The following is a 14146-nucleotide window of genomic DNA, read 5'->3' on the forward strand; positions in this document are numbered from 1 at the left end:
GGACGACAGGGCATGGCCTTCGAGACACGCAATCTGGCCGACGGCACCCGGGGCTGGGTCGCCGACACCACGGCCACCGTGCGTGGCTGGCTCGACCACCCGCGGGCGAGCCAGGCGCTGCTGCTCACCTCGGTGGCCCTGCTTCTCTTCATGGGCACGATGATGGTGCTGTCCGCATCCAGCGTGCTGTCGTACACCCGCTACAACGGCAACTCGTACACGATCTTCCTGCGCCAGGAGGGGTTCGTCATCGCCGGGGTGATGTCCGCGGTGCTGCTCGCGGTACTGCCACCGGAGCGGATCCGCCGGATCTCGGTGCTGCTCGTGCTGGCCAGTTTCACCGGCCTGTTGCTCACCTTCACCCCGCTGGGGATGACCGTCAACGGCAACCGGAACTGGCTGGTGATCGGGCCGATCCAGGGCCAGCCGTCGGAGTTCGCCAAACTGGCCATCGTCTGGTGGGGGGCGCTGTTCCTCGCCGACCACGACCGTGAGCTGGACCAGCTGCGCCGGATCCTGCCCTACCTCAGCGTCTCCGGGCTACTGATCGCACTCACCGTGCTGCAGGGCGACCTCGGGTCCTCGGTGGTGATGGCGGCCATCGTCGGCACAGTGCTGTGGGTGGCCGGCGTCCCCCTGCAGATCTTCCTCGGCATCGGCGGCACCGCCGCGGTGGCCGTCGGCATCCTGATCGTCACCACGCCCTACCGGGTGATGCGGATGGTCGCCTTCCTCCGGCCACCCTCGGGCATCACCGACGCCAACTACCAGGCGATGATGGGGACGTACGCCCTCGCCTCCGGCGGCTGGTGGGGGCACGGACTCGGCGGCAGTGTGCAGAAGTGGGGTGGCCTGCCGGAGGCGCACACCGACTACATCCTCGCCGTGATCGGTGAGGAACTCGGGCTGTGGGGCACCCTGTCGGTGGTCGCCCTCTTCGCCATGCTGGGCTGGGCCGGCATCCGGATCATGCGCCGGTCGGTCCGCCCCTACCAGCGATTCCTGGCGGCCGGCGCCACCGGCTGGATCCTCTTCCAGGCCTTCGTCAACATCTCCGTCGTGCTGCGGGTCTGGCCGGTGATGGGGGTGCCGCTGCCGTTCATCTCGGCGGGAGGGACGGCGGTGGTCGCTACGCTGATGGCGGTGGGCCTGCTGATGTCGTGCGCCCGGACCGAACCGGGCGCCATCGCCGAACGCGAGCGGAGGGCCCGCGCCCGGGCGCACCAGCACAACATCGGCCGGGTCAGTGCGGTGGTCGACGGCCGGGGCGGCCCGGTCGACGGTGCCACCGGATCGAGTGCGGAACGTAGGAGCAGGACCGAGGGACGCGGCACCGCGGCGTCCGGAGGACGTCGTCAGAAGGGAACGGGAAGAACCAGATGACCAGTGTCGTGCTCGCCGGAGGTGGCACCGCCGGCCACACCTCGCCGCTGATCGCCACCGCGCATCGTCTGCGCGAGCGTGAGCCGGGCGTGTCGCTGGTGGCCATCGGGACCCCGAAGGGCCTGGAGTCCAGGGTGGTGCCGGCCGCAGGGCTCGATCTCGAACTGATCGATCCGGTGCCACTGCCGCGGCGGCTGACCACCGATCTGGTCAAGGTGCCCTACCGGCTGCGGCGTGCGGTGAACCAGGCCCGCCGGATCCTCACCGGCCACCGGGCCGACGTCCTGGTCGGATTCGGCGGCTACGTGTCGATGCCGGCCTATCTGGCCGCCCGCGAGCTGAAGATCCCGATCGTCGTCCACGAGCAGAACGCGATCCCGGGGCTGGCGAACAAGGTCGCCACCCGGCTGACCGACCGGATCGCGGTGACCTTCCCCGGCACCCCGCTGCGCCATGCGCGGGTGATCGGGATGCCGCTGCGCAGTGAGATCACCGAGCTCGACCGGGAGACGGTGGCCCGGGCGGCCCGGGTCGAGTTCGGGCTGGAGACGGGGCTGCCGACGGTCTTGGTCAGCGGCGGGTCGCAGGGGGCCCGCAGCATCAACACGGCGATCGCCGGTGCCTACCCCGAGCTGATCGCCCGCGGGATCCAGGTGCTGCACGTGCTGGGGCCGAGGAACTTCCGCGACGACATGGTCCCGGTCGTCGACGAGGCGACCGGCGCGTCCTACCGCCCGGTGGCGTACGTCGACGCGATGGAGAAGGCGTACGCGGTGGCCGACCTGATGATCGGCCGGTCCGGTGCCGGCACCGTGATGGAGACGATCGCGGTGGGGCTGCCGTCGGTGCTCGTGCCGCTGCCGCACGGCAACGGTGAACAGGCCCGCAACGCCGACGCCCTGGTGGCGGCCGGCGGCGCCATCCGACTGCCGGACGAGCGGTGCACCGGCGACGCCCTGGTGGACCTGGTCGGGCCGCTGGTCACCGACCCGGAGCGGCTGGCCCGGATGCGGGCGGCCGGGCGAGGCATGCTGCCCGGCAACGCCGCCGACCTGCTGTGCGACATGATCCTTGAGGCGGCGCGCCGATGAGTCTGGTGACGCCCGTTGAGCTGGCCGACCCCCGCGAGCTCGGTCCGGTCCACTTCATCGCCGTCGGCGGCGCCGGGATGTCCGGCATCGCCGCGCTGTACGCCGACCTCGGGTTGGTCGTCACCGGCTCGGACCGGGTCGACTCGGCCAACCTGGAGATGCTGCGCGGCCATGGCGTACGGACCTATCTCGGCCACGACCCGGACCAGCTCGGACAGGCCCGCACCGTGGTGGTCTCCTCGGCGGTCAAGGAGGACAACCCCGAGCTGGCCGAAGCACGCCGCCGCGGTCTGAGAGTCTGGCACCGCAGTGCCGCTCTCGCCGCGCTGATGATGGGCCGTCCCGGCGTCGCCGTCGGTGGGACGCACGGCAAGACGACCACCTCGGCGATGATCGCGCACCTGCTCGTCGCCACCGGTGCGGACGGCGGCTACGTCGTCGGTGCACCGCTGGCCACCGGGGAGAGCTCCCGTCTCGGCGCCTCCGATGCGCCGTTCGTGGTCGAGGCCGACGAGTCGGACGGGTCGTTCCTGCAGTACCCGGCCCGGATCTGTGTGGTCACCAACGTCGAGGCCGACCACCTGGACAATTGGGGCACCCCCGAGGCGTACGCCGACGGGTTCGTCCGGTTCGCGGCCGGCGCGACCGAGCTGGCCGTGGTCAACGTCGACGGGCCCGGCGGGGTGGCCCTGGCCGCCGCGCTGGCCGGCCACCCTCACCTGACGTACGGCAGCGTGGCGGACGCCGATGTCCGGATCACTGAGGTCACTCACGACGCCGGCGGTGTCCGCGGCGTCGTCGGGCTGCCGGGCGGCGCGGTCCGGGTGTCGCTCGGCGTCCCCGGCCTGCACAACCTGGCGAATGCCACCGCGGCGCTCGTGGCGACGACTGCCCTGGGGATCGACCCGGCGGCGGCCGCGACGGCGCTGGCCGACTTCCGGGGAGCCCATCGCCGTTTTGAGCAGGTCGGGACGGTCGACGGCATCCGGGTGGTGGATGACTACGCCCACCACCCGACCGAGATCGACGCTGTGCTGGCCGCCGCCCGGGACGCCGTCGGGACGGGACGGGTGGTGGCCTGCTTCCAGCCGCACCTCTACTCCCGCACCCGCGACTTCGCTCCGGCGTTCGGCCGGGCACTGGCCGCCGCCGATGAGGTCGTGCTGATGGACATCTACGGCGCCCGTGAGGACCCGATGCCCGGGGTGACCACCGCCCTGATCGGGGACGTGACGGCCGAGGCACTGGGCGCCGGACGGGTGCACCCGGTGCACTCCCACCGGGAAGCGGCCGAGACCCTCGCCGGACTGGCCCGGCCCGGCGACCTGGTGTTGACCATCGGGGCCGGCGATGTCACCACGGTGGGCCCGGACCTGCTCCGTACGCTGACCGGCTCGGGACGGTGATGGCGCGGGGCCCGGCCGACCGCTCCGGGGCCCGCGCGGATCGCGGTCGTGGGGCGGATCGGCGGGACGGTGTCGCCGATCTGACCGGGCCGATCCGGCTGCGCCGCGAGCGGGCCGTCCGACGGCAGCGGCGCCGGCTGGCGGTCGGCCTGGTGCTCAGTGTGCTGGTGGCCGCTGGGGTGTGGGTGGCCGCGTTCTCGCCGCTGTTCGCCACCCAGACGGTGGACGTCCGCGGCACCGCGCTGCTCACCCGCGAGCAGGTCGTCCGCACCGCCGCGGTGCCGACCGGCGTCTCCCTCGCCCGGCAGGACACCGCCGCGATCGCCGCGCGGGTCCGCACCCTCGCGCCGGTGCGCGACGTCTCCGTCGTACGCTCCTGGCCCGGCACGATCACTCTGGTGATCACCGAACGCACCCCGACGGTCGTCTTCCCGGTGGACGGCACCTTCCTCCTGGTCGACGCGGACGGCCAGGCGTACGCCCAGGTGTCGACCGCGCCCAAGGGCGTCCTGCAGGCCGACGGTCGGGCGGACGACCCGACCGTCACCGCCGCGGTGGGTCGCGTCGTCGCGACGCTGCCCCCGGCGATCCGCAACCAGGTGCGTACGGTGCGGGCCGACTCGCCGGCGGCGGTGACCCTCGGTCTCGACAAGGGCCGGACGGTCGTCTGGGGCGGCCCGGAGGACGCCGAGCTCAAGGGTCAGGTGCTCGACGCGCTGCTCAAGCAGGCGAGCGGGGCGAAGGTGTACGACGTCTCCGCGCCGGCCTTCCCGGCCACCCGCTGACCTCGACGGGGACGGTCGTTCGCGGCGCGACAACGGCGGACATTCCTAGAGTTGAGGTTGAGACTCTCGGCGAGTCGACAGGGGCCTTGTGGACTTTGCTGCTGCGATCCTCCTAGCCTGAACAGCAGCCTGGGGTGGCAGCGCGCCCCAGAGCTCGGACAGGTGAACGGTGTCCGGCCCATCCTCCGAGGGCGCGTCGGGCTTCCCCTCACCGGGAGACCTGTTGGAGTCCAATATCAGAAGCGAGGCGGGAACCCCGTGGCGAGTGCATCCCAGAACTACTTGGCCGTGATCAAGGTCGTCGGTGTCGGCGGCGGCGGTGTCAACGCCGTCAACCGGATGATGGAGGCCGGGCTCCAGGGAGTCGAGTTCATCGCCATCAACACGGATGCCCAAGCACTGCTGATGAGTGACGCCGATGTCAAGCTCGACATCGGCCGTGAGCTGACCCGCGGACTCGGTGCCGGCGCTGACCCGGACAAGGGTCGTCAGGCCGCCGAGGACCACGCCGACGAGATCGAGGAGGCGCTGAAGGGCGCCGACATGGTCTTCGTGACCGCCGGTGAGGGCGGCGGCACCGGGACCGGTGGTGCACCGGTCGTCGCCAGGGTCGCCCGCGCTCTCGGCGCACTGACCATCGGGGTGGTCACCAAGCCGTTCAAGTTCGAGGGCAAGCGGCGTAGCCGTCAGGCCGAGGACGGCATCGCGACGCTGCGCGAAGAGGTCGACACCCTCATCACCATCCCGAACGACAAGCTGCTGGACATGACCGACCAGCAGGTCGCCATCCTCGATGCGTTCCGCCAGGCCGACACCGTGCTCTACCAGGGCGTGTCGGGCATCACCAACCTGATCACCACCCCGGGCCTGATCAACCTCGACTTCGCCGACGTGAAGTCGGTGATGGCGAACGCCGGTTCCGCGCTGATGGGCATCGGGATGGCCCGCGGTGAGGACCGGGCCCGGATCGCCGCCGAGATGGCCGTCTCCTCCCCGCTGCTGGAGGCCAGCGTCGACGGCGCCCACGGCGTGCTGTTGTCCATCGCCGGCGGCTCCGACCTGGGCCTGTTCGAGGTCTCGGCGGCCGCCGACCTGATCGAGCAGTCCGCTGCGGACGACGCGAACATCATCTTCGGCACGATCATCGACGACTCCCTCGGCGACGAGGTGCGGGTCACCGTCATCGCCGCCGGCTTCGACGGGGGAGAGCCGCCGAAGCGCGAGCAGGGCGTGACCCGCCGGACTCAGGAGTCCGCGCGTCCGGTCACCCCCCAGCCCGCCGCCCGACCGGACCGGCCGAGCCCTGCCCCGGAGCGCTCCCAGCCGGCGGCGCCCGCCCCCGCACCGGCCCGCGGCGAGGCCCGCAACGGCTTCGGCCCCTCCCCGTCGGCGCCGCAGAACGACCTCGCCGACATCGACCTGCCCGACTTCCTGGGCTGACCGTCGGTCCGTGTGGGACTTCCTCAAGCGCCCCGGCAGCGGGCCGGCGTACGGGATCGGCGTCGGCTTCACCGACCGTGACGGCGGAGTCACCCCGGCGTCCGGATCGCTCAGCTTCGGCGCCCTCGACGGCGGGCCGGCGGCACGTGCGGAGAACTTGCGCCGGATCCGCACCGACGCCGACCTGGACCGGGTGGTGACCCTGCACCAGGTGCACTCCGCCGCGGTGCACGTCGTCGACGAGGACTTCCTGGCCGGCTGGCGGGAGGATGCCCAGCCGGAGGGCGACGCCCTCGTCGCCGGACCGGGACTGCGGAGGACGGCACTGGCGGTGCGCGCCGCGGACTGCGTCCCGGTCGTGTTGGCCGATCCGCAGGCGCGGGTGATCGGGGCGGCACATGCCGGCCGGGCCGGGGTGCTCAGTGGGATCGTCGCAGCCACCGTCGAGGCGATGCACCGGCTGGGTGCACGGGAGCTGACCGCGTGGGTCGGCCCGCACATCCACGGTGAGTGCTACGAGGTGCCGGCGGAGATGGCCGAGGCGGCCGCCGCGCAGGTGCCGCAGACCCGGGGCACCACTCGCTGGGGGACTCCGGCGATCGATCTCACCGCCGGGGTGCGGGCCCAGCTGCGGGCCGCCGGCGTCTCGGTGGCGTACGTCGGCCCGTGCACCCTGACCGCCTCCTCGCTGCACAGTCATCGTCGCGACGGCGCGGCGGCCGGTCGCCAGCTCGGGCTGGTCTGGATCGCCTGACGGGCCGCGGGCGGGCGTGTCGCCGTCGGGTTCCCCGGGGGATCGGAGTCGCACGGTATCGTCCTTGAATGATCGGACGACACTGATCGATCGGATGCCGTGCACGCCCGGTGCACCCCGCAGCGGACGACTCGGAGGAAGGATCTCGGATGGCTCAGTGGGTGAAGCGCGCCAGCGAGTGGATCGGCCTCGGCCCTCGGGAGACCGATCGCTACGACGACTACGACGATGAGCTCGCCCACGACCGCGGCGACGAGCGGGTGCTCGGTGACGACTACGGCGACGAGTCCGAGACGTACGAGGACAGCGGGGCGTACGAGGAGCTCTACCACCAGGACATGGACGACGTCGACGAGCCGTCCCCAGAGCACACGGAGGTCACCGAGATGGTCCCGGCACGTGGTCCGCAGGGGCGTACGCCCGCCGTCGTGTCGGCCCCGGTGCATCCGGACGAGCCGGAGCAGTACCGCGAGCGACCGGTGGAGCCGTCCCGTACGGCCGACATCAACCGGATCATCTTCATCACCCCGAAGACGTTCAACGAGGCCCGCAGCATCGGGGAGAACTTCCGCGACGGCTTCCCGGTGATCATCAACCTGTCCTTCATGGAGCACGACCACGCCCGGCGGGTGGTGGACTTCGCGTCCGGCCTGATCTTCGGGCTGAACGGTTCCATCGAGAAGGTCGACAACGGTGTGTTCCTGCTCTCACCGCACAACGTGCGGGTGACGACCGAGGACAAGCAGCGTATTGCGGAGGGCTTCTACAATCAGAGCTGACCACTCACTCTGCTGATCGGAACCCCATGCTGACCACTGTCGGTCTCGTCATCTACGCCGTGCTGTGGCTCTTCATGGCGATGCTGTTCGTCCGGATGATCCTGTCCTGGGTGCCCCTGCTGGTCCCGCAGTGGCGCCCGAAGGGCCTCGTCCTGGTGGTCGCCGAGACCACCTACAGCGTCACCGATCCGCCGCTGAAGTGGTTGGGCCGGTTCATCCGCCCGGTCCGGATGGGCGCCATGGCCTTCGACGTGTCCTTCCTGGTGCTCTATTTCGTGGTCTGGCTGCTGATGCGGCTGAACGCCGCCTTCCTGATCGCCGCCTGACCTTCCCGCACCGCCGACGTGTGGACCGCAGACATCCGGACGGCCGACCTCTCGGGCCGTCGACCGGCAGGAACGGCACGCCAGGACGGCCTCAGGTCAATAACCTTCAGGTGATGCGTGAGGGTTTTCGCCGGTCCGGTTGCGGCCCGCGCCGGGGCTGAATACGGTAGCCACGTACAGACGGACGCTACCTGTTGGGGTAGGCTTTTGGGCCGACCGCAGTAGCCGCGCCGAGGCGGGCCAATGCTTTCCGTTGGACATCCGGTCCACTGGACGATTTCGAGGTGAACGTATGACCACACTGACGCTTGACGAAGTGCGCAACACAAAGTTCCACATGGCTCGGCGTGCTGGCTACGAGGTGACCGACGTCGACCTCTTCGTCGATCGGGTGGAGGCGTCCTTCGCGAAGCTGGTGGAAGAGAACGAGATGCTGCGGCGTCAGGTCGAGGCGCTCCAGCTGGCGGCCGAGAACGCCGCCGAGGCCCAGCAGGCCACGTCGCAGTTCCAGCCGGTGGTGGAGGTGCCCGCGCCGGCGCCGATGATGGCCCCGACGCCGATCCCCGCTCCGATCGCGCCGGCCCCGCTGATCCAGGGTGGCGTCGAGCGGATCGTGGTCACCACGTCGGCCGAGGCCAGCCCCGCCGTGGTCCGCCTGGTCCAGATGGCGACCGAGCAGGCCGAGCGCCTGGTCACCGAGGCCGAGGCCGAGGCGCACAGCACGATCGAGAGCGCCAACCGTCAGGCCGCCGACACGATCGACACCGCCAACCGCCAGGCCAACGACACCGTCGCCTCGGCCAACCGGCAGGCGAACGAGACGGTCGACATCGCCAACCGCCAGGCACACGAGATCAGCACCGACGCCCAGACCCGCGCCGACCGGACCGAGTCCGAGGCGCGGATCAACGCCGAGCGGCTGTTCGCCGATGCCCAGAACCGCGCGAACAACCTCGACAACGAGGTCAACATGCGTCGTGCCGAGCTGTTCAGCGGTCTGGAGGACGAGCGGGATCAGCTGCAGCGCAACGTCGCCGAGCTGCGGTCCCACGAGAGCCAGTTCCGCGCCAGCTTCACCGACCACCTGCGCAAGCAGCTGGCCGCGCTGGAGAGCACCTCGTTCGAGGGGGGCAGCCGGCCGATCCTGGCCCAGAGCCACGATCCGCGCCAGCCGATGAGCCAGCCCAGCTCCGCCACCCCGCGCCTCGACGCGCTGATGGGCGGCAAGTAGACGGTCGCGCGGTCAGCATCACTCGGGCGTACGCTCCGGCCGTCGGAGACGGTACTGGTGACGGCCATCGGAGATGATGCTGGTGACGGCTGTCGGAGACGGTACTGGTGACACGCCACGACGATGACACGCCACGGAGGGCCCCGCAGCTGCGGGGCCCTTCGTGTACTCTCGGCCCACGAGTTCGTACGGAAAGAGACGAGACCTTACTATGCCCACCACTGACGCAGCGCTGCCGGCTGATGACATGGCCTGGCGCGATGCCCTCGATCCCGCTGCCTTCCCTGTGGAGCCGGACGAGGACCCCTGGACCCTCGAAGAGCTCCAGGAGGTGGTCGACGAACTGGTGTCCGACATCAAGCGCCAGCGACAGATCATCGAACAGACCCAGGCGGAGCTGGTCGGCATCCGCGACGGTTCCGACGTGACCGGCAGGGACCCCGCCGATGTCGGCTCCGCGAACTTCGAGCGGGACCACGAGATGTCGTTGGTCCGCAACTCCGAGGAGTTGCTCGACCAGTCGGAGCGCGCGTTGGCGGCCATCAAGCGCGGCTCGTACGGTCGCTGTGAGAACTGCGGCCAGCCGATCGGCAAGGGCCGGCTGCAGATCATCCCGCGGGCGACGCTCTGCAAGCCCTGCAAGGAGCGGGAGGAGCGGCGATAGTGCCGCAGCCGACGCACACCGGGGTCGTCACGCCGTGGCGCGCCCGGACCATCCTGCTCGGGGTCGCTGTGGTCGGGGTCGTCCTCGACCAGGTGGCCAAGCAGGCCGCGGTCGCCGCCCTCGTCCCGGAGCGGCCGGTGCCGCTGGTGGGGCGTCTGCTACAGCTCTACCTGATCCGTAACTCGGGGGCCGCGTTCAGCCTCGGCGAGGGGGCCACCTGGGTCTTCGCGCTGCTGGCCAGCCTGGTGCTGGTCGGGCTGCTGGTGGTCGTGCTGCCGCGGGTCCGGCACTGGGGCTGGGCGGTGGCGTTCGGCCTGCTCGGTGCGGGCGTCGCGGGCAACCTTGTCGACCGGGTGGTGCGCCCCCCGGCCGCGTTCCGCGGTCATGTGGTCGACTTCCTGATGCTGCCGCACTGGCCGATCTTCAACGTGGCCGACATGATGATCGTCGCCGCCGCCGCGGTCATCATCGCGCTCAGCTTCTTCGGGCATCGGGGCCCGACCGGCCGGGCGTACGACCGGGACGACGCGAAGGTCACCGCATGAGGTCACGGGTGCTGCTGGTGCCGGACGGCCTCGAGGGTGACCGGGTCGACGCCGCCGCTGCGCGGATGCTCGGCCTGTCGCGCAGCTACGTCAGCGACCTGATCGCCGAGGGGGCGGTACGTCTCGACGGCGACGCGGTCGCGAAGTCCGACCGGGTACGGGGTGGGGCGATGCTCGAGATCGACCTGCCGGACGAGGATCCCGGTGTCCGGGTGATCCCGCGGACGGTCGAGGGCATGCGGATCGTGCATGACGACCGCGACATCGTCGTCGTCGACAAGCCGGCCGGTGTCGCCGCCCATCCTTCGCTCGGCTGGGACGGGCCGTCGGTGGTGGAGCACCTGGCGGCGGCCGGCTTCCGGATCTCCACCTCGGGCTCGCCCGAGCGCCAGGGCATCGTCCAGCGCCTCGACGTGGGCACCACCGGACTGATGGTGGTGGCCAAGAGCGAGATCGCCTACACCGTGCTCAAACAGGCCTTCCGGGACCGTACGGTCGACAAGACCTACCACGCCCTGGTGCAGGGACACCCGGACCCGTTCTCGGGGACGATCGAGGCGCCGATCGGGCGCCATCCCGGCCACGAGTGGAAGATGGCGGTGGTCGCCGGCGGACGACCCAGCGTGACCCACTACGAGACGCTGGAGGCGTTTCCGGGGTCGACGCTGCTCACCATCCACCTGGAGACCGGGCGGACCCACCAGATCCGCGTCCACATGGCCGCGATCCACCATCCGTGCGTCGGCGACCCGCTCTACGGCAGTGATCCGGTGCTGGCCGCCCGCACCGGGCTCGACCGGCAGTGGCTGCACGCGGTGCGGTTGGGGTTCACCCATCCGACCCGGGGGGAGTACGTCGAGTTCAGTTCGCCCTATCCCGCCGACCTGGCGCAGGCACTGGAGGTCGTGGCCCGGGACTGACAACGCCCGGGGCCAGGCCGTACCGGCGGGGCGCAGGCTGTACCGGCGGGGCGCAGGCTGTACCGGCGGGGCGCAGCATCCCTCGGGATTTGGTGCAGCATCGGACAAATGACGGCCCGGTCTGCCGGTGTTCAGGCGGCTCCGATAAGGTCGGACCGTGCGTAGAGCAAAGATCGTGTGTACTTTGGGCCCGGCATCCTCCGACGCCGACCGGCTCTTCGAGATGATCACGGCGGGCATGGACATCGCCCGCTTCAACATGAGCCACGGCTCCTATCCGGAGCACGAGGAGAGGCTCAAGAACCTCCGCGAGGCGGAGGCCCGGGCGGAGCGGCCGATCGGCCTGCTCGCCGATCTGCAGGGGCCGAAGATCCGCCTCGGGACCTTCGCCCACGGCACCGTCACCCTGACGGCCGGCCAGGAGTTCATCGTCACCACCCGGGACGTCCCCGGCGACGAGCACATCGTCAGCTGCACCCACCCGGGTCTGCCCAACGACGTCCACTCGGGTGACCAGATCCTGGTCGACGACGGCAAGATCCTGATGGTGGCCAAGGAGGTCACCGACACCGACGTGATCTGCACCGTCATCGTCGGCGGCCCGGTCTCCGACCACAAGGGCTTCAACCTGCCCGGTGCGTCCGTCTCCGTGCCGGCGATGAGCGAGAAGGACGCCAACGACCTGCGGTGGGCGCTGCACAACGGCTTCGACATGATCGCGCTGTCGTTCGTCCGCACCGCCGCCGACGTCGATCTGGTCCGCCAGGTGATGGCCGAGGAGGGGCGTACGGTCCCGGTGATCGCCAAGCTGGAGAAGCCGCAGGCGATCGAGAACCTCGACGACATCATCGACGCCTTCGACGCGTTCATGGTCGCCCGTGGTGACCTCGGCGTGGAGCTCCCGCTGGAGGAGGTGCCGCTGGTGCAGAAGGAGATCATCACCAAGGCCCGCCGCTGGGCGAAGCCGGTGATCGTCGCCACCCAGATGCTGGAGTCGATGATCGGCAACCCGCGCCCGACCCGGGCTGAGGCCTCCGACGTCGCCAACGCCATCCTGGACGGCGCCGACGCCGTGATGCTGTCCGGCGAGACGTCGGTCGGCAAGTATCCGGTCGAGACCGTGGGCACGATGGCGAAGATCGTCGACTCCACCGAGGTCCACGGGATGGAACAGATCTCCTCCATCGACTGGGACCCGCACACCACCGGTGGCGTGATCTCCAAGGCAGCGGTCGACGTGGCGGAGCGGGTCGGCGCCGCCTACCTGGTGGCCTTCACCCAGTCGGGTGACACTGCTCGCCGGATGGCGCGGCTGCGGCCGCGGATCCCGATCGTCGCGTTCTCCCCGCTGCTCAAGACGCAGCGTGAACTGACGCTGTCGTGGGGGCTCCGCACGGTGCTCACCGCGACGGTCGAGGCCACCGACGACATGGTCCGGTTGGTCGACCGGACCCTGAAGGAACAGGGCCTGGTGCAGGACGGCGAGCGTGTCGTCATCGTCGCCGGTACGCCGGCCGGGCGACCCGGCCGGACGAACTCGCTGCGGGTCCACAAGATCGGCAGCGTGTAGGAACCCGGCGGCGTGTAGGAAGATGAAGACGGACGCGGGGCCGAGGCCCCGCGTCCGGTGGTGCCGGGAAGGGGAGTCGAACCCCTACGTCCTGTGAGGGACAGACGGGTTTGAGCCGTCCGCGTCTACCATTCCGCCACCCCGGCGCACGAAGGATCACTATACCGGATCCACTCGAACCGCTCCGGCGTCCGCGCCGGAGCCTCATGACAGGTGATTTCACGATGACGACAAGCGATAACACCCCCCTCGACGGCGAGGAGGACGTCGCCGCGGCTGCCGGGGAGACGGCACCGGCGGCTGCGAAGAAGACACCGGTCAAGAAGGCCGCGGCCACGAAGGGCGCCGCGAAGAAGACCGCCACCAAGAAGACCGCGACCAAGAAGGCGACCGTCGCTGAGGAGGCCGCGCCGGCAGCTCCGGCGAAGAAGACCACTCGCAAGGCGGCGGCCAAGAAGACCGTTGCCGCGGTGACCGAGACGGTTCCTGAGGCCCCGGCGACGCCCGCGCCGGCTGAACCCGTCAGCGAGCCGGCCGAACCCGTCAGCGAGCCGGCGTCCGTGCCTGCTGCGGCCGAGGTGACGGAGACCACCGCCCTCTCGGTCGAGGACCTGATCGCCGCGGCGTCCACTGCCGCCGGAAGCGAAGGGGCCTCGAAGACCCGTGTGGTGGTGGCCGAGGACGAGGCGCTGATCCGTCTCGACCTGGTCGAGCTGCTCCGCGACGAGGGCTACGACGTGGTCGCCGAGGTCGGCGACGGCCAGGCGGCGGTCGAGAAGGCCCGCGAGCTGCAGCCCGACCTGGTGGTGATGGACGTACAGATGCCGCGGATGGACGGCATCTCGGCCGCCACGATCATCGCCGGCGAGCGGATCGCGCCGGTGGTCATGCTCACCGCCTTCAGCCAGCGCGAGCTGGTGGAGCGGGCCCGGGAGGCGGGCGCGATGGCGTACGTCGTCAAGCCGTTCGAGGCCTCCGACGTGGTGCCGGCGATCGAGATCGCGCTGGCCCGGTTCCAGGAGATCCGTGCGGTCGAGGCCGAGGTCGAGGACCTGGAGGAGCGGCTGGCGTCCCGCAAGGCCGTCGACCAGGCCAAGGGCCTGCTGCAGACCGGCATGGGGATGACCGAGCAGGAGGCCTTCCGGTGGATCCAGAAGACCGCGATGGACCTGCGCCGGCCGATGCGTGAGGTGGCCGAGGGCATCATCTCCCACGCCAAGAAGCCGAAGAATCAGTAGCGCTGCCGGTGGCC

General features: G+C 70.7%; 14 protein-coding genes and 1 tRNA gene. 14 read left to right on the forward strand and 1 reads right to left on the reverse strand.

Features of this window, described 5'->3' with window-relative positions; all coding sequences use genetic code 11:
• Nucleotides 1-12: 12 nt before the first annotated feature.
• The 13 genes from ftsW to pyk all read left to right on the forward strand — a co-directional run bounded on the left by ftsW (nucleotide 13) and on the right by pyk (nucleotide 12894).
• Nucleotides 13-1383 carry a putative lipid II flippase FtsW gene (gene ftsW / locus R0146_RS10280; protein WP_317689326.1) on the forward strand — a complete coding sequence of 457 codons (1371 nt, stop codon included), beginning with the start codon at nucleotides 13-15 and terminating at the stop codon, nucleotides 1381-1383.
• A complete protein-coding gene (gene murG, locus R0146_RS10285; protein WP_317689328.1) occupies nucleotides 1380-2474 on the forward strand; it encodes an undecaprenyldiphospho-muramoylpentapeptide beta-N-acetylglucosaminyltransferase in 1095 nt (364 codons plus the stop codon). Before ftsW ends, murG begins: the two co-directional genes overlap by 4 nt.
• Nucleotides 2471-3880 (forward strand): UDP-N-acetylmuramate--L-alanine ligase, encoded by a 1410-nt coding sequence (gene murC / locus R0146_RS10290; RefSeq protein WP_317689330.1) that lies wholly within the window; start codon nucleotides 2471-2473, stop codon nucleotides 3878-3880. The genes murG and murC overlap by 4 nt, the downstream gene beginning before the upstream one ends.
• Complete coding sequence (locus R0146_RS10295; RefSeq protein WP_317689332.1) at nucleotides 3880-4665, forward strand: cell division protein FtsQ/DivIB; 786 nt, start codon at nucleotides 3880-3882, stop codon at nucleotides 4663-4665. The genes murC and R0146_RS10295 overlap by 1 nt, the downstream gene beginning before the upstream one ends.
• Before the next feature lie 258 nt (nucleotides 4666-4923).
• Entirely contained in the window at nucleotides 4924-6105 is a 1182-nt protein-coding gene (ftsZ, locus tag R0146_RS10300; protein ID WP_317689334.1) for a cell division protein FtsZ, read from the forward strand.
• Between the two features lie 10 nt (nucleotides 6106-6115).
• Nucleotides 6116-6859 (forward strand): purine nucleoside phosphorylase YfiH/LACC1 family protein, encoded by a 744-nt coding sequence (locus R0146_RS10305; RefSeq protein WP_317689338.1) that lies wholly within the window; start codon nucleotides 6116-6118, stop codon nucleotides 6857-6859.
• A 149-nt stretch (nucleotides 6860-7008) separates the two neighbouring features.
• Nucleotides 7009-7638: a cell division protein SepF gene (locus R0146_RS10310; RefSeq protein WP_317689340.1), complete on the forward strand. Its 630-nt coding sequence runs from the start codon at nucleotides 7009-7011 to the stop codon at nucleotides 7636-7638.
• Nucleotides 7639-7664: 26 nt separating this feature from the next.
• Nucleotides 7665-7964, forward strand: a complete 300-nt coding sequence (locus tag R0146_RS10315) for a YggT family protein (protein WP_317689343.1) — start codon at nucleotides 7665-7667, stop codon at nucleotides 7962-7964.
• Between the two features lie 292 nt (nucleotides 7965-8256).
• Complete coding sequence (locus R0146_RS10320) at nucleotides 8257-9195, forward strand: DivIVA domain-containing protein (RefSeq protein WP_317689345.1); 939 nt, start codon at nucleotides 8257-8259, stop codon at nucleotides 9193-9195.
• 211 nt (nucleotides 9196-9406) lie between these two features.
• Entirely contained in the window at nucleotides 9407-9859 is a 453-nt protein-coding gene (locus R0146_RS10325) for a TraR/DksA family transcriptional regulator (RefSeq protein ID WP_317689347.1), read from the forward strand.
• Complete coding sequence (gene lspA, locus R0146_RS10330) at nucleotides 9859-10404, forward strand: signal peptidase II (protein WP_317689348.1); 546 nt, start codon at nucleotides 9859-9861, stop codon at nucleotides 10402-10404. The genes R0146_RS10325 and lspA overlap by 1 nt, the downstream gene beginning before the upstream one ends.
• The gene (locus R0146_RS10335; protein ID WP_317689349.1) at nucleotides 10401-11324 is read left to right on the forward strand and encodes an RluA family pseudouridine synthase; all 924 of its coding nucleotides are present in this window, start codon (nucleotides 10401-10403) and stop codon (nucleotides 11322-11324) included. The genes lspA and R0146_RS10335 overlap by 4 nt, the downstream gene beginning before the upstream one ends.
• 157 nt (nucleotides 11325-11481) lie before the next feature.
• Nucleotides 11482-12894, forward strand: coding sequence for a pyruvate kinase (gene pyk, locus R0146_RS10340; RefSeq protein ID WP_317689352.1), 1413 nt, complete (start codon nucleotides 11482-11484; stop codon nucleotides 12892-12894).
• A gap of 58 nt (nucleotides 12895-12952) precedes the next feature.
• Here the strand turns inward: pyk and R0146_RS10345 are convergent.
• Nucleotides 12953-13040 (reverse strand) — tRNA-Leu (locus tag R0146_RS10345).
• Nucleotides 13041-13505: 465 nt separating this feature from the next.
• Between R0146_RS10345 and R0146_RS10350 the strand changes: the two genes are divergently transcribed.
• Nucleotides 13506-14132 carry an ANTAR domain-containing response regulator gene (locus R0146_RS10350; protein WP_317692380.1) on the forward strand — a complete coding sequence of 209 codons (627 nt, stop codon included), beginning with the start codon at nucleotides 13506-13508 and terminating at the stop codon, nucleotides 14130-14132.
• Nucleotides 14133-14146: the final 14 nt, after the last annotated feature.

It is taken from the genome of Raineyella sp. LH-20 (assembly GCF_033110965.1).
Classification (GTDB): Bacteria; Actinomycetota; Actinomycetes; order Propionibacteriales; family Propionibacteriaceae; genus Raineyella.